Origin of the sequence: Kitasatospora sp. NPDC093550 (assembly GCF_044764985.1) — a bacterium.
Classification (GTDB): Bacteria; Actinomycetota; Actinomycetes; order Streptomycetales; family Streptomycetaceae; genus Kitasatospora.
Genome location: NZ_JBIWJF010000018.1, coordinates 141,049 through 162,025, shown reverse-complemented (window position 1 = coordinate 162,025; position 20,977 = coordinate 141,049). Strand labels below are relative to the sequence as shown.

At 73.3% G+C, this 20,977-nt stretch carries 18 protein-coding genes, 4 tRNA genes and 1 pseudogene; 11 read left to right on the top strand and 12 right to left on the bottom strand.

The features are described 5' to 3' along the window. Positions 1-174 precede the first annotated feature (174 nt). Positions 175-1,008 (bottom strand): TIGR02452 family protein, encoded by an 834-nt coding sequence (locus ACIRD3_RS27310; RefSeq protein ID WP_402221626.1) that lies wholly within the window; start codon positions 1,006-1,008, stop codon positions 175-177. A gap of 265 nt (positions 1,009-1,273) precedes the next feature. Then, on the bottom strand, positions 1,274-3,526 hold the full coding sequence (locus ACIRD3_RS27305) for a DEAD/DEAH box helicase (protein ID WP_402221624.1): 2,253 nt from the start codon (positions 3,524-3,526) through the stop codon (positions 1,274-1,276). Positions 3,527-3,830: 304 nt separating this feature from the next. On the opposite strand from ACIRD3_RS27305, the gene ACIRD3_RS27300 reads away from it, so the two are divergent. After that, positions 3,831-4,247, top strand: coding sequence for a hypothetical protein (locus ACIRD3_RS27300; protein ID WP_402221622.1), 417 nt, complete (start codon positions 3,831-3,833; stop codon positions 4,245-4,247). A 372-nt stretch (positions 4,248-4,619) separates the two neighbouring features. On the opposite strand, the gene crcB (ACIRD3_RS27295) is transcribed toward ACIRD3_RS27300, so the two are convergent. Genes crcB (ACIRD3_RS27295) through crcB (ACIRD3_RS27285) form a run of 3 tightly spaced genes read right to left on the bottom strand, consistent with a single transcriptional unit; the run spans position 4,620 to position 5,877 of the window. After that, positions 4,620-4,994 carry a fluoride efflux transporter CrcB gene (crcB, locus tag ACIRD3_RS27295; protein WP_402221620.1) on the bottom strand — a complete coding sequence of 125 codons (375 nt, stop codon included), beginning with the start codon at positions 4,992-4,994 and terminating at the stop codon, positions 4,620-4,622. Then, positions 4,991-5,353 carry a DUF190 domain-containing protein gene (locus tag ACIRD3_RS27290; RefSeq protein WP_402221617.1) on the bottom strand — a complete coding sequence of 121 codons (363 nt, stop codon included), beginning with the start codon at positions 5,351-5,353 and terminating at the stop codon, positions 4,991-4,993. The genes crcB (ACIRD3_RS27295) and ACIRD3_RS27290 overlap by 4 nt, the downstream gene beginning before the upstream one ends. After that, positions 5,350-5,877 carry a fluoride efflux transporter CrcB gene (gene crcB / locus ACIRD3_RS27285; RefSeq protein ID WP_402221614.1) on the bottom strand — a complete coding sequence of 176 codons (528 nt, stop codon included), beginning with the start codon at positions 5,875-5,877 and terminating at the stop codon, positions 5,350-5,352. The genes ACIRD3_RS27290 and crcB (ACIRD3_RS27285) overlap by 4 nt, the downstream gene beginning before the upstream one ends. A 70-nt stretch (positions 5,878-5,947) precedes the next feature. Here crcB (ACIRD3_RS27285) and ACIRD3_RS27280 point away from each other — a divergent pair, with 70 nt between their 5' ends. The 5 genes from ACIRD3_RS27280 (at position 5,948) to ACIRD3_RS27260 (ending at position 7,507) form a co-directional block, all read left to right on the top strand. Then, entirely contained in the window at positions 5,948-6,289 is a 342-nt protein-coding gene (locus ACIRD3_RS27280) for a metallopeptidase family protein (protein WP_402221612.1), read from the top strand. A gap of 138 nt (positions 6,290-6,427) precedes the next feature. Further along, positions 6,428-6,500 (top strand) — tRNA-Glu (locus ACIRD3_RS27275). A 63-nt stretch (positions 6,501-6,563) separates the two neighbouring features. Further along, positions 6,564-6,637, top strand: a tRNA-Asp gene (locus ACIRD3_RS27270). A 27-nt stretch (positions 6,638-6,664) separates the two neighbouring features. Then, a tRNA-Phe gene (locus ACIRD3_RS27265) sits at positions 6,665-6,738 on the top strand. A 265-nt stretch (positions 6,739-7,003) separates the two neighbouring features. Continuing rightward, on the top strand, positions 7,004-7,507 hold the full coding sequence (locus ACIRD3_RS27260; protein ID WP_402221611.1) for a DUF3995 domain-containing protein: 504 nt from the start codon (positions 7,004-7,006) through the stop codon (positions 7,505-7,507). On the opposite strand, the gene ACIRD3_RS27255 is transcribed toward ACIRD3_RS27260, so the two are convergent. Further along, positions 7,473-8,543, bottom strand: a complete 1,071-nt coding sequence (locus ACIRD3_RS27255) for an alpha/beta hydrolase family protein (RefSeq protein WP_402221608.1) — start codon at positions 8,541-8,543, stop codon at positions 7,473-7,475. The two genes, ACIRD3_RS27260 and ACIRD3_RS27255, sit on opposite strands and share 35 nt — an antisense overlap. A gap of 33 nt (positions 8,544-8,576) precedes the next feature. After that, positions 8,577-9,497 carry a zinc-binding dehydrogenase gene (locus tag ACIRD3_RS27250; protein WP_402221605.1) on the bottom strand — a complete coding sequence of 307 codons (921 nt, stop codon included), beginning with the start codon at positions 9,495-9,497 and terminating at the stop codon, positions 8,577-8,579. 402 nt (positions 9,498-9,899) lie between these two features. Here ACIRD3_RS27250 and ACIRD3_RS27245 point away from each other — a divergent pair, with 402 nt between their 5' ends. Continuing rightward, positions 9,900-10,859, top strand: coding sequence for a LysR family transcriptional regulator (locus ACIRD3_RS27245; protein WP_402221603.1), 960 nt, complete (start codon positions 9,900-9,902; stop codon positions 10,857-10,859). A gap of 15 nt (positions 10,860-10,874) precedes the next feature. Here the strand turns inward: ACIRD3_RS27245 and ACIRD3_RS27240 are convergent, their stop codons facing one another. Both ACIRD3_RS27240 and ACIRD3_RS27235 read right to left on the bottom strand, forming a co-directional pair. Beyond that, positions 10,875-11,090 carry a hypothetical protein gene (locus ACIRD3_RS27240; RefSeq protein WP_402221641.1) on the bottom strand — a complete coding sequence of 72 codons (216 nt, stop codon included), beginning with the start codon at positions 11,088-11,090 and terminating at the stop codon, positions 10,875-10,877. A 61-nt stretch (positions 11,091-11,151) separates the two neighbouring features. Next, positions 11,152-11,379, bottom strand: a pseudogene (locus ACIRD3_RS27235) (sigma factor); the annotation flags it as partial. 141 nt (positions 11,380-11,520) lie between these two features. Between ACIRD3_RS27235 and hrpA the strand changes: the two are divergent. Together hrpA and ACIRD3_RS27225 are read left to right on the top strand one after the other, a co-directional pair. Then, positions 11,521-15,501, top strand: coding sequence for an ATP-dependent RNA helicase HrpA (gene hrpA, locus ACIRD3_RS27230; protein ID WP_402221600.1), 3,981 nt, complete (start codon positions 11,521-11,523; stop codon positions 15,499-15,501). A 106-nt stretch (positions 15,502-15,607) separates the two neighbouring features. Next, positions 15,608-15,681: transfer RNA gene (locus ACIRD3_RS27225), tRNA-Asp, on the top strand. 347 nt (positions 15,682-16,028) lie between these two features. Here the strand turns inward: ACIRD3_RS27225 and bldC are convergent. Both bldC and ACIRD3_RS27215 read right to left on the bottom strand, forming a co-directional pair. Next, positions 16,029-16,235 (bottom strand): developmental transcriptional regulator BldC, encoded by a 207-nt coding sequence (bldC, locus tag ACIRD3_RS27220; RefSeq protein ID WP_014137253.1) that lies wholly within the window; start codon positions 16,233-16,235, stop codon positions 16,029-16,031. Positions 16,236-16,722: 487 nt separating this feature from the next. After that, positions 16,723-17,646: a hypothetical protein gene (locus tag ACIRD3_RS27215; protein ID WP_402221597.1), complete on the bottom strand. Its 924-nt coding sequence runs from the start codon at positions 17,644-17,646 to the stop codon at positions 16,723-16,725. Between the two features lie 198 nt (positions 17,647-17,844). Here ACIRD3_RS27215 and ACIRD3_RS27210 point away from each other — a divergent pair, with 198 nt between their 5' ends. Together ACIRD3_RS27210 and ACIRD3_RS27205 are read left to right on the top strand one after the other, a co-directional pair. After that, positions 17,845-19,002 carry a Glu/Leu/Phe/Val dehydrogenase dimerization domain-containing protein gene (locus ACIRD3_RS27210; protein WP_402221595.1) on the top strand — a complete coding sequence of 386 codons (1,158 nt, stop codon included), beginning with the start codon at positions 17,845-17,847 and terminating at the stop codon, positions 19,000-19,002. Between the two features lie 385 nt (positions 19,003-19,387). Next, positions 19,388-19,645, top strand: coding sequence for a DUF3073 family protein (locus tag ACIRD3_RS27205; protein WP_402221592.1), 258 nt, complete (start codon positions 19,388-19,390; stop codon positions 19,643-19,645). 157 nt (positions 19,646-19,802) lie between these two features. Here ACIRD3_RS27205 and purM read toward each other — a convergent pair whose 3' ends face one another. Beyond that, complete coding sequence (gene purM, locus ACIRD3_RS27200) at positions 19,803-20,888, bottom strand: phosphoribosylformylglycinamidine cyclo-ligase (RefSeq protein WP_402221590.1); 1,086 nt, start codon at positions 20,886-20,888, stop codon at positions 19,803-19,805. Between the last annotated feature and the right edge of the window lie 89 nt (positions 20,889-20,977).

Here is a 20,977-nt window from a genome sequence, read left to right as displayed (position 1 = left end):
GTCGGGCGCTCGAGAAATAGGACAACTCAGCCGATTCTTGACTCGGCTGACTGCTCGCTCCGGTCTCTCGGAACCTTGTGAAACAACCTTTAGGCCCGCCCGGAACCCCCAGAACCTCCGCCCGGCACCCCCGGCCCCCCGGAACCGCAAGAACCCCCGGAGCCCCAGGAGCCGTCAGGAGCCACTCGCCGCGCCGAACCGGGCCTCGAAGGCGGCCCGGTTCACCGAGACCGGCGTGCGGTCCCAGACCGCGAACACCACCCGCTCGAAGGCCGCCCCGTACCGGGTGAGCGCACCCTCGAAGGCCTCGGCGACCTGCACCGGGTCGTTGCGGAACACCCCGCAGCCCCAGGCACCGAGCACCAGGGTGCGCACCTCGTGCCGGGCGGCCGCCGCGAGCACCCGGTCGGACCGCTCGGCGAGCACGCCCCGGACGTCCGTACCGGACGAACGCCGTTCCAGCTGGCCGGCGTTGGGCGCGGGCGAGGTCAGGAAGGTGACCGGGTACGGCTGCGCCAGCAGCTCGCCGCGCGCGCCGCGGATCACCGGCACACCGGGCGAGACGATCACCCGGTGGCTGTACCGGAGGTCGGTGGAGGCCCGGTGCGCCTCGTAGTAGTCCGGCGCCTCCAGCAGGCAGCTGTACAGCAGCGCGCTGCGGCACAGGTCCTCCTCCTGGGCGCGGGCGCCGCGCAGGTACCCGCCGCCGGGGTTGCGGGCGGAGGCGAAGTTCAGCACCCCGACCGGGCCGGCCCCCTGCGCCACCAGCCGCCGGGCGGCCTCGATGCTCCCCTCGGCCGTCACCTCGACGCTCCCGCGCGGGCCCGGCCCCGGCGCCCCCGCCGCCACCAGCGCGTCCAGCGCCGGCGGCGCGTACGACACCGTGCCGGCGCGGGCCGCCGTCAACTGCTCCCCCACCTGCACGAGTTCGCCCCCGGCCGTCCGGTAGCTCCCCCGCGCGGCGATCTCTTCGTTCATCCGTGCCACGTCGTGCAGTCTGCTGCTCATGTCCCGGACGCTACGGGACTACCGCGTCCGCGCGCCACAGGTTATTCTCACTTCCAGAACAACACCTCGGGGGGACGCAGGACGAGGTGTCGGGGGGTATCGGGGGAAACGCGAAGGGCCCGCTCCGGGGGACGGAGCGGGCCCTTCGTACGATCGGCGCGCGCGTTCGGCGCGTACCTCGACGCACCTGGTCGGCAAGGACGTTCAGCGAGAACGTGCAGTCGGCCGGCGGTCGGCCGGGCGGTCGGGGACCGCCCGTACCAGGTCAGTTCTTCCAGCGCGGCTTGCGGTCGTCGCGGTCGAAGCCACCGGCGCGACGGTCGTCGCGGTCACGGCCGCCGAAGCCGCCGCGGTCACGGTTGAAGCCACCGCGGTCGGCCTGCGGACGGCCGCCGGAGCGGTGGTCGTCCCGGCGCGAGAACGGACGGCTGCTGCCGCCGCGCTCGTCGCGGTCCCGGCCGAAGGACGGGCGGTCACCGAAGGAGCGGGCCGGGCGGTCGCCGAAGGAGCGGCCGCCGCGGTCGTCGCGGTCACGGTTGAAGCCACCGCGGTCGCCGCCACGGTCACGGTCGAAACCGCCCGAGCGACGGTCGTCGCGGTCACGGCCGGCGAAGCCGCCGCGGTCACGGTTGAAGCCACCGCGGTCGCCGCCACGGTCGCGGTCGAAACCGCCCGAGCGACGGTCGTCGCGGTCACGGCCGGCGAAGCCGCCACGGTCACGGTTGAAGCCACCGCGGTCGCCACCACGGTCACGGTCGAAACCGCCCGAGCGACGGTCGTCGCGGTCACGGCCGCCGAAACCACCGGAGCGGCGGTCGTCACGGTCGCGGCCGAAGCCACCGGAGCGGCGGTCGTCACGGTCCCGGTCCCGGTCGCGGTCCCGGTCACGGCCGAAGGCCGGACGCTCGCTGCGGGCCTCGCGGTACGACGGGGCGCGCTCCTCGGCCTGCGGCGCGGCGGCGGGGGCCTCGGCGGCAGCCGGAGCGGCCTCGGTCGCGGCGGACTCGCCGGTCTCCTCGGCGGCGGCCGGCGCCTCGTCCTCGATGCCCAGCTCGGCCCGCTCGCGGGCGGCCCGGGCGGCCAGGCGGTCGGCCTCCTCGCGCAGCTCGGTGGCGCGGCGCTGCGCGCGCTCCAGCTGGCGGGTCATGTCGGCGATCTCGCGCTCGGCGGCACCGGCGATGTTGGCGGCGCTCTCCGCCTGGACCTCGGTGAGCGAGCGGGCGCCGGTGATCTTGGCGACCTCCGGGTCGAAGGCGTGGTCCAGGATGTGGCGGCTGGCGTCGACGCCCGCGTCCTCCATCAGGCGGAAGACGCCGCGGCGCTGGTGCGGCAGCACCAGGGTGACGACGGCGCCGGAGCGGCCGGCGCGCGCGGTGCGGCCGGAACGGTGCAGGTAGTCCTTGTGGTCACCGGCCGGGTCCACGTTCAGGACCAGGTCGATGCCGTCGACGTGGATGCCGCGGGCGGCGACGTCGGTGGCGACGACGACGTTGACGTAGCCGTCCTTGAAGTCGCCGAGGACGCGGGTACGGGCGCCCTGGGTCATGCCGCCGTGCAGCGCGTCGGCCTTCACACCGGCCTCGATCAGCTGCTCGGCGACGCGGTCGGCGCCCATCTGGGTGCGGACGAAGATGATCGTGCGGCCCTTGCGGGCGGCGATCGCGTTGGTGATCGGCGCCTTGTCCTTGGGCTTCACCACGAGGATGTGGTGGGTCATGGTGGTGACGGCACCGGCCGACGGGTCGACCTCGTGGGTGACCGGGTTCTTCAGGTAACGCTTCACCAGGGTGTCGATCTCGTTCTCCAGGGTGGCGGAGAACAGCAGGCGCTGGCCGCCGGCCGGCACCTGGTCGAGGATCTCGGTGACCTCGGGCAGGAAGCCCATGTCGGCCATCTGGTCGGCCTCGTCGAGCACGACGGTCTGGACGTCGTCCAGCTTGGCGGAACCGCGGTTGAGCAGGTCGCGCAGACGGCCCGGGGTGGCGACCAGGATGTCGACGCCGCGCTCCAGCGCGTAGATCTGGTTCGACATCGAGGTGCCGCCGCAGACGACCTTGAGGCGCAGGCCGAGCACCGAGCCGAAGGGCTCCAGGGCGTCGGCGACCTGCATGGCCAGCTCACGGGTCGGGACCAGGATCAGGCCGCGCGGCTGCTTGGCGCGGGTGCGCTCGCCGTCGGCGAGGCGGGTCAGCAGCGGCAGGCCGAAGCTGAGGGTCTTGCCGGAGCCGGTGCGGCCGCGGCCCAGCACGTCCTTGCCGGCCAGGGCGTCCGGGATGGTCGCGGCCTGGATCGGGAACGGGGTGGTGACGCCGCGCTTGGCGAGGGCACGCACGACGTCGTCGTGCAGGCCCAGGTCGCCGAAGGTGATGGTCGGCTCGGCGGCCGCCTCCTCGGTGGCCTCCACGGCCTCGGCGATCACCTCGTCGGCGGCGGTGTCGAGGGTGTCGGTGGTGTCGGTGACATCGGCGGCGGCCTCGTTCGCGGGCATGGCGAAGCGGGCGTCGTCAACGAGAGACATGCAAAACCTTCCGGAAGTGGCACGCGCCTAAGTCCGGGGTTCTGTTTCACAACCGCCTCTATGCGGTCAGCCACGGATCGCCGGAACGCGCCAAGGGCGCCAGATGGGATTAGGGCGCCAGTCAAATGGATCAAACGAACGATCTACCACCATAGAGGACCCCCGGGATCGGAGGCAAATGCCCTGCTCATCCCCCTAATGTCCGGCCGCCCGCGGACTCGGGGCCGAGGAACCGGAACTGCCCGAGGAGGGCTCCGGGGCCGGCGGGACGGTCACGGGGGGTGAACTGTGGTCCGGCTCGGGCGTGTTCGACGGGCGGCTGCTCGGGGTGGCCGAGGGGGTGCCCGAGGTGCCGCCGGAGCGCCCCTCCCCGCCGCCACCCGTCCCGCCGGCACCGCCCGTGCCCGCCGTGCCGCCGGAGCCGGTGGGAGCGCCGCCGCCCGGGTGCGGCGCGGGGCTGGTGTTCGTCCCGCCCGGCGAACCGGCGCCCGGCGCCCCCTCGGGAGCGCCCGCCCCCGGCACCGGGATCACCCCCGCGTCCGCGCCGTTCGCGCCGGGCGGCACCTCACCGGGCGCCGCGGCCGTCGCCCCGCCCGGCGCGTTCTCCACCGGCGAGCCCCCCGGCCGCTCCGGGCGCCCCGAAGCGCCGCCCGGATGCCCGGCCCCCGGCGAGACCGACGGACCGGCCGTCGCCCCCGGCTTGCCCGCCGGACCGGCCTGACCGACCGGCGCCACCCCGCCGTGCTTCTCCTCCGCCGCCGGACCGACCGACATGCACCCGGTGAGCCCCAATCCGGCCACCGTCAGCACCGCCGCCGCCCGGACCGCCCGCGAGCGCAAGGCCGCCGCCTGCCGTACCGGGACCGTCCGCACCCGCGTCGCCCGTGCCGCCCGCACCGCGCGCACTGCCCGAACCGCTCGTACCGCCCGCACCGAAGCCACCGAGGTCCCTCTCTACCGCCCCACCCGGGCCGCCCACTCGCGCGCGGCCGCTTTCGGTGCCCAACGCGCGCCCGGCCCGGCGGGACACGGGCAGCACGGCAGTTCGCCCCCGGCGCGGGCCCTGGCGGCAGGGCCGTCCCCGACCGGACGCTCAGCCCCAGAGCGCCGAGGCCAGCTCCGCGCCGGCGTACACCGCGGCCAGCCCGGCCGCCACGCTGCCGGCCGCGTTCGCCACCGCGTACCGCCCGGCGCCGGTCTCGGCCAGCCGCAGGGTCTCGTACGAGAAGGTCGAGTAGGTGGTCAGCGCACCGCACAGCCCCGTCCCCAGCAGCAGTTGGAGCCGCGAGGACGCCGCGCCCGCCGCCACCGCCCCGGTCACCGTGCCGAGGATCAGGCAGCCGACCACGTTCACCGTGAACGTCCCCCACGGGAACACCGAGTCGTGCCGGGACTGCACCGCGCGGTCGGTCAGGTACCGCAGCGGCGCGCCGACCACGGCACCCGCCACCACCAGCAGCCAGTTCACTCCGCCGACTCTCCCCGCCCCGGGCCGCGGCCCGCGTACGTCACCACCTCGCAGCGGTCCAGCAGCACCAGACCCCCCGCCACCAGCCCGTCCAAATCCGGCAGGAACGCCCGCACCCGCTGCTCCTCGTCCACGATCACCACCGCCACCGGCAGGTCCTCGCTCAGCGACAGCAGCCGCGTGGTGTGCACCAGCGAGGACGCCCCGAACCCCTCGATGCCCCGGAACGCGCTCGCCCCGGCCAGCCCGGCCGCCCGCGCCCGGTGCACGATCTCGCTGTACAGCGGGCGGTGGTGCCACCGGTCGCTCTCCCCGACCAGCACCGTCAGCCGCAGTGCCGGCCCGCCCAGCCCGGTCACCGCGCACCCCCGCCCGTCGCCGCCCCGCGGCGGACCGCGCGGTGGATCAGACGGCGGGTCAGCCCGGCGGCCGCCCACACCGCGAGCAGCGCGCCCAGCAGCGTCAGTCCCAGGTACGCCAGCCCCGGCCCGAGCCGCCCCGACTCCAGCAGCCGCCGGACGTCCACCGCGTACGTCGAGAAGGTGGTGAACCCGCCCAGCACGCCGGTGCCGACGAACGGCCGCACCAGCGGATGCGCCTGCCGCCCCTCGGTGACCACCACCAGGAACACCCCGATCACCGCGCAGCCGACCACGTTGACCAGCAGCGTCGTCCACGGGAAGGCCGTCGGCCCGGTCCGCCAGCCCAGCCCGGCCGCGTACCGGGCGGTCGCCCCGATCGCCCCGCCGAGGGCGACCACCGCCACGGCCGGCCCCTGCCCGCGCAGCACCGGTGGCCGGTTCCGGACCCGCGCCGCGACCGGCACCGTCCGGAGCGGACCGTCCACCTGGTCGTCCAAGGCCGCCCCCTCCGAGGTCGTCATAGCCCCATCAAACACCGGCTTCCGCCACCTGGCACACCGTCACTCCAGACCCGACAATGATCCGGTGGAGATGACCCGGGAAGAGTTCGAGACGCTGGTCAGCGACGCGCTCGACCAGATCCCCCCGCAGCTCGCGGCCATGATGGACAACGTCGCGATCTTCGTCGAGGACGAACCCGACCCGAGCGACCCCGAGCTCCTCGGCCTCTACGAGGGCACCCCGCTCACCGAACGCGGCGAGTGGTACGCGGGCGTCCTGCCCGACCGCATCCTGATCTACCGCGGCCCGACCCTGCGCCACTGCGAGACCCGCGAGCAGGCGGTCGAGGAGGTCCGCACCACCGTGATCCACGAGGTCGCCCACCACTTCGGCTTCGACGACCACGAGCTCGACGAGCTCGGCTGGTCCTGACCCCCCTCCGAGCCCCCTCCCCGCGCCCGCCGGAACCACCCCCCACCCACCCGGTCGAAACCCGTTTTGGCGATCCGCCCGGCATCCCATATGCTTCTCGACGTCCCCGAACGCCGGAAACGGCGGGACAGGCCGCAAGCCCTCATCGTCTAGTGGCCCAGGACGCCGCCCTTTCAAGGCGGTAGCACGGGTTCGAATCCCGTTGGGGGCACGCAGTACCGCATTACCGTAGTAAAGTGCAGTGCCGCAAGACCTTAGTGGTTCGCCACTACAAGGTCCCGTGGAGCAGTTGGTTAGCTCGCCACCCTGTCAAGGTGGAGGTCGCGGGTTCAAGTCCCGTCGGGATCGCTCGTCTCGCAAGAGACGGTGCAGTACGGCCAGGTAGCTCAGTTGGTACGAGCGTCCGCCTGAAAAGCGGAAGGTCGCCGGTTCGACCCCGGCCCTGGCCACAGCCGGAAGCCCCCGCAGCGCAAGCGCTGCGGGGGCTTCGCCGTTCCCGGGCGCCGCCGGTGTCCGACCGGGACCCATCAGCGCACCCTGCATGGGCCTCCCGCTGTACCTGCTGGTCGACGCGCGGCAGAAGACCGTCACCCTCTTCAGCGGCCCGGCTGCTGCCGTACTGGCCGCCGTCGGCCCCGGATCCCCCCGCCGGGGGAGGGGGAACCGCCCGCGGGACGATCCGCCGGAGTGGGGCGGGGCGGGACGGTGGGGGGCATGGAGACGACCAGGGACACGGGCTGGAACCGGGTGGCGGCGGGGGCCGGGTACGCGGCGGCGGGGTGGGCGGTGGCCTTCGCGCTGGTGCACCTGTACTGGCTGGCGGACGGACGGCTCGGACTGCCGGAGGGCCGGTCGGTCTGGAGCAGCACGCCGCTGCTGGTGATCGACGTGATCGCGATCCCGCTGTGCGCGGTGGCCACGGCGGTGGCGCTGGCACCGGTACGGCGGTGGGGCCGACGGGTGCCGGACCGGCTGCTGACCGGGGCTCTGTGGGGCACCACCGCGCTGCTGGTGCTGCACGCCGCGCCGTCCGTGCCCGACTGGTTCGCCCTGGCCGTGGGCAGCCGGTCGACCGGCGACCTGGACGCGATGGCCCGGTTCGCGACCTTCGGCTACGAGCCGTTCTTCCTGGCCGGCGGCCTGCTCTTCGCCCTCACCTCGCTCGGCCGCCGGGCGGCCCGGGTCAGCGGCGCGGTACGCCGGTCAGCCGCGCGGTGAGCCAGTCCGCGGTGACGGGCAGCCAGTCCGGCAGGGCGGTGCCGAGCAGGTGGTTGCCGTGCGGCACGAGGAGGAGCTCGGCCTCGGGGGCCTGGTCGGCCAGCGCGGTGGCGGCGGTGACGCCCGGAATCCGGTCCTCGCCGCCCTCCACCACCAGCAGCGGGACGGCGATCCGCGGCGCCAGGGCGGTCAGGTCCACCCGGTCGGCGAAGGCGCGGGCCGCCTCCTCCCCGCCGCAGCGCTGCGCCAGGGTCGCGGTGACGAACGGGACCAGACCGTCCCAGTCCAGCCGGTACGGGCCGCTGACCGTGGCCGCGGCCCGCAGTCGGGGCTCGTGGGCGGCGGCCTCGGCGGCGTAGTAGCCGCCCAGGCTGAGGCCGATCACGGCGGTCCGGTCGGGGTCCAGGCCGTCACGGGCGGCGAGCGCGTCCAGGGCGCGTCCGACGACCCGGTGGTACTCCGGCTCCGGCGTGCTGCCGGCCGCCAGCACGCCCTGCCCGGGCCCGTCCATGGCGAGCACCGCGACGCCCCGGGCCAGCAGGGCCTCGACGACCGCGTGGAACTCCTCCTTGCCGGAATCCATCCCCGGCACCACCAGCACGACCGGCGTCGGCGCGCCGCCCGCCGCCGGGCGGCGCAGCCAGCCCGCGAACCCCTCGCCCTCGACCCGCTCCGCCCCCGGGTCGAGCAGCGCCAGCGCCCGCCGCATCGCCTCGTCCGCCTCGGCGGCCGCCTCCGCCGCGGCGACCCGGTCCGGGTGCGGGAGCAGTCCGGCGAAGTGGCACCAGCGGGCGGCGCTCCGGTACGCCGCACCGGCGGTGACCGTGCGGCCCTCGGCGGCGGCGCGCTCCGCCGCCTCGACGTACCGGCGGCCGGCGGCGCGGCAGGCGGTCGGCCAGTCGCGCAGGGAGGTCAGCGGGGCGGTCACCCGGGCGTACTCGTACGGGTCCAGGCCGGCGCCGTGGGCGCGCGGGCGGTTCTCGGCGACGAAGGCGGCCGACAGGCCGGGGGCGTCGAGGAACGACAGGTCGGGCACGGTGGGAATCCCTCCGGAGACGGTTCGGGCGGTTCAGGAGACGGTGAGGACGGCCTTGCCGCGGATCCGGCGCTCGCGCAGGTCGGTGAGCACGGCGGCGGTCTCGTCCCAGGGCGCGACCCGGCCGATTTCCGGGGTCAGCCGGCCCTCGTCCGCCAGGCGCACCAGGGTGGCCAGGTCCTCGCCGTCGGGCACGTCGGAGTCGGCGTAGTGGAAGTGCCGCAGGACGGCCGACTCCGGGCCCTTGAAGAAGTCGAAGAAGTCGAGCGTGGCGGGCGTCCGGGAGGCCTGGCCGAACCAGATCAGGGTGCCGCGCCGGGCCAGCCGGGCCAGGGCGAGCGGCAGCGCGGCGCCGCCGGTGGACTCCAGCACCAGGTCGTACGGTCCGCGCGCCCCGCCCAGGTCGTGGAGCACCTCGGCCGCCCCCAGCTCGGCCAGCCGCCGGCCGCGCTCCGGGGAGGCGGTGACGGCGGTCAGCTCGGCCCCGGCCGCGGCGGCCAGCTCGGTGACGTAGTGCCCTACGCCCCCGGAGGCCCCGGTCAGCAGCACCCGCCGCCCGGCCAGCGGCCCCGCCGTCCGGAGCAGCCGCAGCGCGGTCAGCCCCGCGAGCGGCAGCGCGGCGGCCCGGACGGCGTCCAGGCCGTCGGGCAGTTCGGCGAGGGAGGAGGTCGGCACGCACACGTACTCGGCCCACCCCCCGGCCGGCGGATGCGCCACCACCCGCCGGCACACCGCGGGCCCCGACCCGTCGGCGGCGGCCTGCACCACCAGCCCGGCCACGTCCTTCCCCGGCCGCCAGCCGTCCCGGGGCGCCTCCAGCTGGAAGGTCTCGCCCCGGTTCACCGAGAACGCCTCCACCTTCACCAGCACCTCCCCCGGCCCCGGCCGCGGCTGCTCCACCTCCGCGAACCGCACCGGCTCCGCCATCCGCCCCGTCGCCACCAGCGCCTTCATCCCCGCTCCTCCCTCGGTCACCCCCTCACCCCACCGCGCCCCACCTCCCCCGGTCCAACAACCACCCCCCACCGACGACAACCACCGGTTGTGGCCACACCCCACCCACAGCACCCACCCGCAACACCCCACCCACCCCCTCACCCCACCCACCTCCCCCAACCCGCCCCAGCGAGAGGGAGTGCCGCGGAAGGGGCGGCGCAGGGGGTGGCCCGGAGAGGGGCGTTGCGGGTGATTTTCAGACTGCCAACGGTCTCAACCCCCTCCCCTCAGGGGAGGCAGTCTGAAAATCATCCAGCCCCTCGGAGCGGCCACCCCCGGGGCCGCCCCGCCACCCACTCTCCCGAAAGCCACCACCCCACCACCCCCGCGCAGCGGCACGGCACGCCGTAGGGTGCCCCGGTGGATCTGGATCTGGCGCAGGTGCGGGGATTCGTCGTGGTGGCCGAGGAGTCGCACTTCGGGCGGGCGGCGGGGCGGTTGGGGATCAGCCAGCAGGGGCTGTCGAAGCGGGTGGCGCGGCTGGAGGCGGCGTTGGGGGTGCGGCTGCTCGAGCGGGACGCCCGGGGCGTGGGGCTGACCGCGGCGGGGCGGCGGTTCCTGGAGCCGGCGCGGCGGGTGCTGGTGCAGGGGGAGCGCGCGGTGGCCGCCGTGGGGTGTGCCGCGCGGCCGCTGCGGATCGACGTGTGGGGGCACCTGTACGCGCCGATGCGGACGCTGGCGCAGGCGGTGGACGCCGCGCCGGGGCTGGCGGTGGAGCCGGTGCCGGGCCGGGACCTGCCGTCGGTGGCGGCTGCGGTGCTGCGCGGGGAGTCGGACGCCGGGTTCGGCCGGGTGCATCCGCTGCCGGACGGCGCGGACGCCGGGTTGACGCACCGTCTGGTCCGTCTGGAGCCGGTGGACGCGTTGCTGAGCACCGATCACCCGCTGGCCGGCCGCGACGCGCTGAGCCCCGCGGAGCTGCGCGGCAGCGTGCTGCGCTACCCGGCGGCGGTGGACCGGCTCGACTTCCTGACCCGGTTCGCCACCCGCTTCGACGTCCCGCACCGGGTCGGCTCGACCAACCTGGGCCTGGAGCACTTCCTGGACCAGGTCGGCGGCGACCCGTCCTGCTTCTCGCTCGTCCCCGCCGACACCCCGCTGCCCGACCGTCCGGGCGTGCGGACCGTCCCGCTGGCCGACCCGACCCCGCTCTACGCCTGGTCCCTGCTCTGGCGGCAGGACACGTCCGCCGCCCCGCACCCGCAGCTCGACGAGCTGCTCAGGGCGTTCACCACGCAGGCCGCCCGCAACCGCTGGCTGGAGTACGACCCGGCCCGGGACTGGCTCCCGGACGCCGACGAGGCCGCACTCCGGCCCTGAACCCCGGCCGACCGCTCAGGAGCTGCGGAACCAGCTGTCGTCGGTGCCGAGCACCGTGCCGTCCGCGGCGTAGAGGGTGAGGGTCCTGGCGTCCGAGCCCGGCTTCCGCGCGATGGCGAACCAGTGGGTGGGGGAGTCGGCGACGGCGACCGGCACCGCTTCGGTGGAGCCGCCGGTCTGCCAGCTGACCACGACCTTCGCGACCTCGGGCCTGACCCCGGCGATCAGCACCGGCGAGGCGCTCAGCTCGCCGCCCCCCCTTGGCCGCCTGGCTCACCGGTCGGCGCCGGAACCGCCGGGCGTGCTCGTTGATCAGGATCCGGCGCACGTACGCGGGCGGGTCGTCCGCCGCGCGCACCCGGCCCCAGGCGACGTAGGCCCGCTCCAGGGCCTGCTGGACCAGGTCCTCGGCGCCGTGCCGGTCCCCCGCGAGCAGGTAGGCCGTCCTGAGCAGCCGCGACCACGCGCTGCCGGCGAACGCCCGGAACTCCTCGTCCCGTGCGGTCTTCTGGGCTCCCATGAGCACCTCCTCACCCTCCCGGAGCCCGCAGCGGCCGCGGACCGTTGCCCGCCGTTCGCGATTCGCCACCGGCGGCTGTGACACTGGAGGGGCTCGAAAACCGAGGTGCGCTCCGCCGTGCCTCCTTGCGAACCTAGAGGGATGCCCGCAGTGAGTTCTCCCGCAGTCCAGTCCGCCCCCGCGCCCGCCGAGGGTCCCGGCATCGGTGAGCTGGCCGCCCGCCTGCCCGAGCTGACCCTGCGCGACGAGGTGCGGATCGGGCGCCGGCTGGAGGGGGCCCGCCGGGTCCGCAAGGCCGAGGCCCGGCAGAAGATCGCCGCCGAGATCGCCGCCGACATCGACCGCGCCGAGCTGCTGGTCGCGCAGCGCCGGGGCGCGGTGCCGGCCATCACGTATCCGGCCGAGCTGCCGGTCAGCCAGAAGAAGGACGAGATCCTGGAGGCGATCCGGGACCACCAGGTGGTGATCGTCGCGGGTGAGACCGGCTCCGGCAAGACCACCCAGATCCCGAAGATCTGTCTGGAGCTCGGCCGCGGCGTGCGCGGTCTGGTCGGCCACACCCAGCCGCGCCGGATCGCCGCCCGCACGGTGGCCGAGCGGGTCGCGGAGGAGCTGAACAGCCCGCTGGGCGAGGCGGTCGGCTGGAAGGTCCGGTTCACCGACCAGGTCGGCCAGGACACCCTGGTCAAGCTGATGACGGACGGCATCCTGCTCGCGGAGATCCAGACCGACCGCGATCTGCGCCAGTACGACACCCTGATCATCGACGAGGCGCACGAGCGCAGCCTCAACATCGACTTCATCCTCGGCTACCTCAAGCAGCTGCTCCCCCGCCGGCCCGACCTCAAGGTCGTGATCACCTCCGCGACCATCGACCCGGAGCGCTTCGCCCGGCACTTCGGCGACGCCCCGATCGTCGAGGTCTCCGGCCGCACGTACCCGGTCGAGGTCCGCTACCGCCCGATCGTGGACGAGGGCGACGAGGACCAGGACGAGACCGACCGCGACCGGGACCAGGTCCAGGCGATCTGCGAGGCCGCCCAGGAGCTGCAGGCCGAGGGCCCGGGCGACATCCTGGTCTTCCTCTCCGGCGAGCGCGAGATCCGGGACACCGCCGACGCCCTGAACCGGCTGAAGCTGCGGAACACCGAGGTCCTGCCGCTGTACGCCCGGCTCAGCTCGGCCGAGCAGCACCGGGTCTTCCAGCGTTCCGGCAGCCGCCGGATCGTGCTGGCCACCAACGTGGCCGAGACCTCGCTCACCGTCCCCGGCATCAAGTACGTGATCGACCCGGGCACCGCCCGGATCTCCCGCTACAGCCACCGCACCAAGGTGCAGCGGCTGCCGATCGAGGCGATCAGCCAGGCCAGCGCCAACCAGCGCAAGGGCCGCTGCGGCCGTACCTCGGACGGCATCTGCATCCGGCTGTACTCGGAGGAGGACTTCCTCTCCCGGCCCGAGTTCACCGACGCCGAGATCCTGCGCACCAACCTGGCGTCGGTGATCCTGCAGATGACCGCGGCCGGCCTCGGCGACATCGCCGCCTTCCCGTTCCTGGACCCGCCGGACTCCCGCAACATCAAGGACGGCGTGCACCTGCTGCACGAGCTGGGCGCGCTGGACCCGGACGAGAAGGACCCGCGCAAGCGCCTCACCCCGCTCGGCCGCAAGCTCGCCCAGCTCCCGGTGGACCCGCGGATGGCCCGCATGGTGCTGGAGGCGGACCGCAACGGCTGCGTCCGGGACGTGATGGTGATCGCCGCCGCGCTGTCCATCCAGGACCCGCGCGAGCGCCCCGCCGAGAAGCGCCAGGCCGCCGACGACCGGCACCGCCGGTTCACCTCGGAGACCTCGGACTTCCTCTCCTACCTGGCGATGTGGCGCTACGTCCGCGAGCAGCAGAAGGAGCTCTCCTCCTCGGCCTTCCGCCGGATGTGCAAGGCCGAGTTCCTCAACTACCTGCGGATACGGGAGTGGCAGGACATCTACACCCAGCTGCGCACCGTGGCCAAGCAGTTGGGCGTGACGATCGAGGAACCGCATCCCGACGCCGAGCCGGACGCCGACCGGATCCACCAGTCGCTGCTGGCCGGACTGCTCTCCCACATCGGCCTGTTCGACGTGGAGAAGCGCGAGTACGGCGGCGCGCGCGGCGCCCGCTTCGCGGTCTTCCCGGGCTCCGGCCTGTTCAAGAAGCCGCCGCGCTGGGTGATGTCGGCCGAGCTGGTGGAGACCTCCCGGCTCTGGGCCCGGATCAACGCCAAGATCGAGCCCGAGTGGGTCGAGCCGCTGGCCGGCCACCTGATCAAGCGCAGCTACAGCGAGCCGCACTGGGAGAAGAAGGCCGGCGCGGTGCTGGCGTACGAGAAGGTCACCCTGTACGGGATGCCGGTCGTCGCCCAGCGCAAGGTCAACTACGGGAAGATCGACCAGGAGCTCTGCCGCGAGCTGTTCATCCGCAACGCGCTGGTGGAGGGCGACTGGGAGACCCACCACCGGTTCTTCGCGGAGAACCGCAAGCTGCTCGGCGAGGTCGAGGAGCTGGAGAACCGGGCCCGCCGCCGGGACATCCTGGTGGACGACCAGACCCTGTTCGACTTCTACGACGCCCGGCTGCCCGACGAGATCGTCTCCACCCGGCACTTCGACTCCTGGTGGAAGAAGGCCCGGCACGAGCAGCCGGACCTGCTGAACTTCGAGAAGTCGATGCTGATCAACGACGCCGCGGACGGCGTCACCGAGGCCGACTACCCGGACTACTGGCAGCAGGGCAAGCTGCGCTTCAAGCTCACGTACCAGTTCGAGCCGGGCAGCGACGCGGACGGCGTGACCGTGCACATCCCGCTGCCGGTGCTGAACCAGGTCACCGCGGAGGGCTTCGACTGGCAGATCCCCGGTCTGCGCGAGGAGCTGGTCACGGCGTACATCAAGTCGCTGCCGAAGGCGGTCCGGCGCAACTTCGTCCCGGCGCCGGACTTCGCCAAGGCGGCGCTGCGCGCGGTGAAGGACCGCCAGGAGCCCCTGCTGCCCGCCCTGGAGCACGCCCTGAAGCGGCTGACGGCCGTCACCGTGCCGCCGGAGGCCTGGGACGACGAGCGGGTGCCGGACCACCTCAAGGTGACCTTCCGGGTGGTGGACGGGCGCCGCAAGCTCGCCGAGTCCAAGGACCTGGAGGAGCTGCGGCTGAAGCTCAAGCCGAAGCTCAAGGAGACGCTGTCCTCGGCCGCCTCGGGCCAGGGCATCGAGCAGGGCGGGCTGACCGCCTGGCCGGAGTCCCTGCCCGTCCTGCAGCGCACCTTCGAGCAGCGCTCGCGCGGCCACTCGCTGCGCGCCTACCCGGCCCTGGTGGACGAGGGCACCTCGGTCGGCATCAAGCTGTTCGACACCCCGGAGGCCCAGGCGCAGGCGATGTGGGAGGGCACCCGGCGGCTGCTGATGCTGACCACCACCTCCCCGGCCAAGTCGATCCAGGGCCGACTGGGCAACCAGGCGAAGCTGGCGCTCTCGTACAGCCCGCACGACTCGATCGGCGCCCTGTTCGAGGACGTGGTGTCGGCGGCGACGGACCGGCTGATGGCCCTGGCCGGCGGACCGGCCTGGGACGCGGCGGCCTTCGGCACGCTGCACGACAAGGTCCGCGCGGACCTGTACGACCTGTCCGCGGACACCACGTTGAAGACGGCCACCGCGCTGATCGCCTTCCACAAGGCCTCGACCCGGCTGAAGACGGTGAGCAGCCCGGTGCTGCTGAACGCGGTGAACGACGTCCGGCTGCACCTGGCCTCGCTGGTGCACCCGGGCTTCGTGACGGCCACCGGCTGGCAGCGGCTGCCCGACCTCAAGCGCTACCTGCTGGCGGTGGACCGCCGCCTGGAGGCGCTGCCCAACCACCCGCAGCGGGACGCCCAGCAGCTGCTGAAGGTCCAGCAGGTGCAGCAGGCCTACGGGGAGCTGCTGGCGGCGGTGCCGGCCGGGCGGCAGCCCTCCGCGGAGGTGCGGGCGATCCGCTGGATGATCGAGGAGCTGCGGGTCAGCTTCTTCGCCCAGTCGCTGGGCACGCCGAGCCCGGTCTCGGAGAAGCGGATCATGAAGGCGATGGAGGCGGCGAGGGCCACCCTCTGAGCTGCGGGTGGGCCTTCAGGAGCCAGTTCGACCTGGGGGCCCACCATGGGCTACGATCTGTCTTGTTCGCAGCGCGGCAAGCGAGTGAACGAGATCAGAACACTCTGGTCCCGTGGAGCAGTTGGTTAGCTCGCCACCCTGTCAAGGTGGAGGTCGCGGGTTCAAGTCCCGTCGGGATCGCCGTAACGCGAGAGGCCCGGAACCGTCAGGTTCCGGGCCTCTCGCTTTTGCCCGTCCGGCCCCATACCCCGAGCCGGGCGCGGACCACAAGTGAAGGACCGCGTGACGGTCGTCACCGAACCTCCCCGAAAACCCGGCGCGGCACACCCCGCCCAAGAGGCCGTTAATTTAATATGTAAAATTGCACTTCTATTCACTGTAAATCCCCCCCGCCCCTTGAGCATCAAATCGTTATCCGGAGTTCAGCATTCCGACGGCCCGGCGTGCGGCCGGGGGTACGGCAAAGGGGCCGCTTACCGGACCCGGCGGAGTCCGGTAAGCGGCCCCTTTAAAGAGCCTTTGGCCTATCAGGCCTCAGTGCGCTGAGCCGGAATCCCGGCCAGCAGGGCGCGCACCTCCGCCTCGCGATAACGGCGGTGACCGCCGAGCGTGCGAATCGACGTCAGCTTGCCCGCCTTGGCCCAGCGGGTGACCGTCTTCGGGTCCACGCGGAACATGGTGGCAACCTCTGCCGGCGTCAGCAGCGGCTCAGCATCAGGGGTACGAGCGGTCATGAGCGGCCTCCTCGGGAGAACCGAACCAGGGCGGTTCTATCCTTCAAATTCTGCACCTTGGCCCGCGATGCCCGAAATGGCATAGACGGGCCGAGTCGGTTATAGGACGAACGGCTTGTCCTGGTGTCTACAACTACACCATCCGTCCAGCCCTATCGACCAAACCGCCAAAATTGACCCCTCACGGGTTCAAGGCCGACGGATGGCGATGGACCACCCCATAACGGACAGTCACGCGACGATGACATCCGGTTACGAGGGGACCAGACCCTCCGTTTCCCCGCAAAGCACGCATCGACTCCAGAACCACCCAAAAGTGGGCACGCTCACGTGAAGTTGGGCTGGTTGTCCCATTTTTGCACATAGGGGTAAGTTCGCGTCAACGGTGAGTAGTGTCACGTTCGGCAGCTATTGACCCGAACCAGGACCTTGGTCATCGTCGGTGCGGTCCCAAGGACCCTTACAGTCATACACGGGCGGTCGGACGTCAGTTCGCGTACCGCAGCGCCAGCACCCGGCGCCAGCGCACCGTCAGTTCTCCGTACACGCGCAGCGCCTCGGCGGTGTCCCCCGCCCGCAGCGCGCGCAGCCCCTCCTCCAGCTCCCCCGCCGAACGGTCCGCCAGCAACCGCTCCGGCCCCAGCAGATGCACCAGCCCCCCGTAGTCCAGTTCCACCAGCGAGCGCGGGTGGAACTCCTCCAGCCACCGCCCGATCCGCTCCGCCCCCCGTGCCAGGTCCCCCTCCGGCACGGCCTCCCGCAGCGCCCGGTAGGCCCGGGCCACCCGCCGCCGCGCCTGCGCCATCGGCACCAGGTAGAACAGCGCCGCCGGCCGGGCGTCCCCCTCCTCCCCGCTCCCCCCGTCCCCTTCCTCCCCCGCTCCGCCCGGCACGAAGCAGCGGTCCTCGTCCCCGAACGGCAGGAACCAGCGCACCGGGACCTCCCACCGGCTGGTCAGGATCCACGGCCGGGCGTCCGGGTGCTCGGCCCGCCAGCGCTCCCGGTCCGCCTCGGCGGCCTCCCGGGCCGCCGGCGGCAGCGCGGTGTCCAGCAGCGCCACCGGCGCCCCGGCCCGCAGCTCCTCCAGCGCCTGCCAGCTGCGCAGCCTGGTCGCCCACGGGCAGACGTACAGTACGCCGTCCACCACCCGCAGGTACGCCCGCCCGCTCTCCCGCTCGGGCAGCGCCCGGGGCGTCCGGGCGGCCAGCTCCGCGAGCGCCTCCCGCTGCTCCTCCAGCACCGTCGCCGCGACCGGCTGGGCGGCCTCCACCGCGTCCGGGCCGCGCTCCGCCGCGTAGGCCTGCCAGCGCGCCCGCTCGGGCTCCGGATAGGCCGCCAGCGGCTCGTAGACCCGCAGGTGGGCGGCGTAGGGCGGTTGTACGGAGGTACGTACGACGGTCACGTCCTGCATCGTCGCACGCGCCGACCGGACCGGGGAGGGCGCGCCCCCGAACCGTTCGCGCCCGCACCGCGCACCCCTTCCCGTCTCACCCCTCGGACAACCGGCACAAGCTCGGACAAGAGGGCGGATCGGCGGCGCGCTCGCGACTACGCTTCGCCTTAGGCGCCCGCACCACAGCAGCGGGCCTTCGATACTGGAGTCACCACAGTGACCGACGTACAGACCCCCGCCACGCACCCCGCACCCGGCGTGCTCAGCAGGATCTTCCGTACCGAACAGGACGGCGCCCCCGGCGACGGCCACGAGCAGGTCGTCCTCTGCCACGACCGCGGCTCCGGCCTGAAGGCCATCATCGCCATCCACTCGACCGCCCTGGGCCCGGCCCTCGGCGGCACCCGCTTCTTCCCGTACGCCTCCGAGGAGGAGGCGCTGGAGGACGCGCTGAACCTGTCCCGCGGGATGTCCTACAAGAACGCGCTGGCCGGGCTGGACCTCGGCGGCGGCAAGGCCGTCATCATCGGCGACCCGAACAAGGACAAGAACGAGGCGATGCTCCGGGCCTACGGCCGCTTCGTCGAGTCCCTGCGCGGCCGCTACATCACCGCCTGCGACGTGGGCACCTACGTGCAGGACATGGACGTCATCGCGCGCGAGACCGAGTTCGTGACCGGCCGCTCGCCCGAGCACGGCGGTGCCGGCGACTCGTCCATCCTGACCGCCTTCGGCGTCTTCCAGGGCATGCGGGCCTCCGCCCAGGCCCGCTGGGGCCAGCCGACCCTGCGCGGCAAGCGGGTCGGCGTCGCGGGCGTCGGCAAGGTCGGCCACTACCTGGTCGGCCACCTGGTCGCCGACGGCGCCACCGTCGTCATCACCGACCCCTTCGAGGCCGCCGTCAACCGCGTGCGCGCGGCCCACCCGGACGTCGAGGTGGTCGCCGACACCACCGCCCTGCTCCAGGCGAAGCTGGACGTCTACGCCCCCTGCGCCCTCGGCGGCGCGCTGACCGACGACGTCGTCGCGGCGCTGGGCGAGTTCGGCACCTCGATCGTCTGCGGCGCTGCCAACAACCAGCTGGCCCACGCCGGCGTGGAGAAGGACCTCGCCGACCGCGGCATCCTCTACGCGCCGGACTACCTGGTGAACTCCGGCGGCGTCATCCAGGTCGCCGACGAGATCGACGGCTTCAACTTCGAGCGCGCCAAGAACAAGGCCACCAAGATCTTCGACACCACCCTGGAGATCTTCACCCGGGCCGCCGTCGACGGCGTCCCGCCGGCGGTGGCCGCCGACCGCCTGGCCGAGAAGCGGATGCGCGAGATCAGCGCGCTGCGCACGGTCCTGCTCCCGGGCGCCCGCCGCGCCTGATCCGGTCGCCGTCACCGGAGGCGTGATGCGCGGGGGCCCGCCACCGCGGTCCCCCGCGCATCACGATGTGGAACCGGATTCTCACTTCTCCGTCCGAACGGGTGATCCGAGGTCCCCCTTGGGGGGATAATCGGTCCTGGAACGACGAACCTCAGACACCTCTGGACAGCGCGCAAATCGCCGCAAAACCTCCCCTGACCTGGGAAGACCCGGTCTCGGGTGCGGTCGGTGCGCGCCACGTCACACCGACGACGTACCGTCCAGCGGCGGAAACAGGTACCGTTAATGCTCCAAGGGACGGTCCTCCCATTCGGGCAGACCGGTCCTGATCATGAACACGTGTCAGACTCGGGGCCGTGAGCCCCATCGTTGAGGGGGTCGACCCATGGGGCGCGGCCGGGCCAAGGCCAAGCAGACGAAGGTCGCCCGCGAGCTGAAGTACAACAGCGGCGGGTTCGACGCTCATCGTCTGTCCAACGAGCTGGGCGTATCGCCGTCCACCGCTTCGATCGACCCCGAGCCGATCGAGGAGGAAGAGGACGACGACCCGTACGCGGAGTACGCCGCCCGCTACGGCGCCCTCGACGACGAGGACGACAACGAGCCGGGTGCCGGGGCCTCGCAGGCCTCCCGCCGCTCGTAGCCACCAGCTTCACCGGACCGGTCCGGGCGCCCAGGGCGCCGGGCCGGTCTTCGGCGTTCCCGCGTACGGGGGCCGCTGAGGCCCGCTGGTACCCGTGGGACGCGGGAGGCCCCCTTCCGGCGTGCCGGAAGGGGGCCTCTCGCCGGTCGGGCGCGGGTCAGGCCCGGAAGCCCTCGTAGGCGTTGTAGAGGGCCGCGCCGCCCTCGTGCTCGTCGGTGCGCTCGACGATGTCGCCGAGCAGCCAGGACTCGACGCCGCGGTCCTCCAGGATCGACAGCACGATGTCCACCGAGTGCGGCGGGACGACCGCGACCATGCCGACGCCCATGTTGAGCGTCTTCTCGATCTCCAGGGTGGCCACGTTGCCGACCTCGGCGACGGTCCGGAAGACCGGCAGCGGGGTCCAGGTGCCGCGGTCCAGGCGGGCGTGCAGGCCGTCCGGGATGACCCGGGCCAGGTTGGCCGCCAGGCCGCCGCCGGTGACGTGCGAGAAGGCGTGCACCTCGGTGGCGCGGGTGAGCGCCAGGCAGTCCAGCGAGTAGATCCGGGTCGGCTCCAGCAGCTCCTCGCCGAGGGTGCGGCCGAACTCCTCGACCTTGCGGTCCAGCTTCCAGCCGGCCTCGTTCAGCAGCACGTGGCGGACCAGCGAGTAGCCGTTGGAGTGCAGGCCGGAGGCGGCCATCGCGATCACCACGTCGCCGGCCCGCACGCGGTCCGCGCCGAGCAGCGCGTCGGCCTCGACGACACCGGTGCCGGCGCCCGCCACGTCGTACTCGTCCGGGCCCAGCAGGCCGGGGTGCTCGGCGGTCTCGCCGCCGACCAGGGCGCAGCCGGCCAGCGCGCAGCCCTCGGCGATGCCCTTGACGATCGCGGCGACCCGCTCCGGGACGACCTTGCCGACGCAGATGTAGTCGGTCATGAACAGCGGCTCGGCGCCGCACACCACCAGGTCGTCGACGACCATGCCGACCAGGTCGTGGCCGATGGTGTCGTGCTTGTCCATGGCGGCGGCGATGGCCACCTTGGTCCCCACGCCGTCGGTGGCCGAGGCCAGCAGCGGCCGCTCGTAGTTCTTGAAGGCGGACGCGTCGAAGAGGCCGGCGAAGCCGCCGAGGCCGCCGACCACCTCGGGGCGGTTCGCCTTCTTCACCCACTGCTTCATGAGCTCGACGGCGCGGTCGCCCGCCTCGATGTCGACACCGGCGGCGGCGTACGTGGCGCCGTTCTGGTTGGAGCTGGTCACTGCGTGCGGCCCTTTCGGGTCAGGTGGGTTGTTCGGGGACTGCAGGGGGCGGAACAGCGGTGGGGCCCCGGTTCGCGGGACCCCACCGT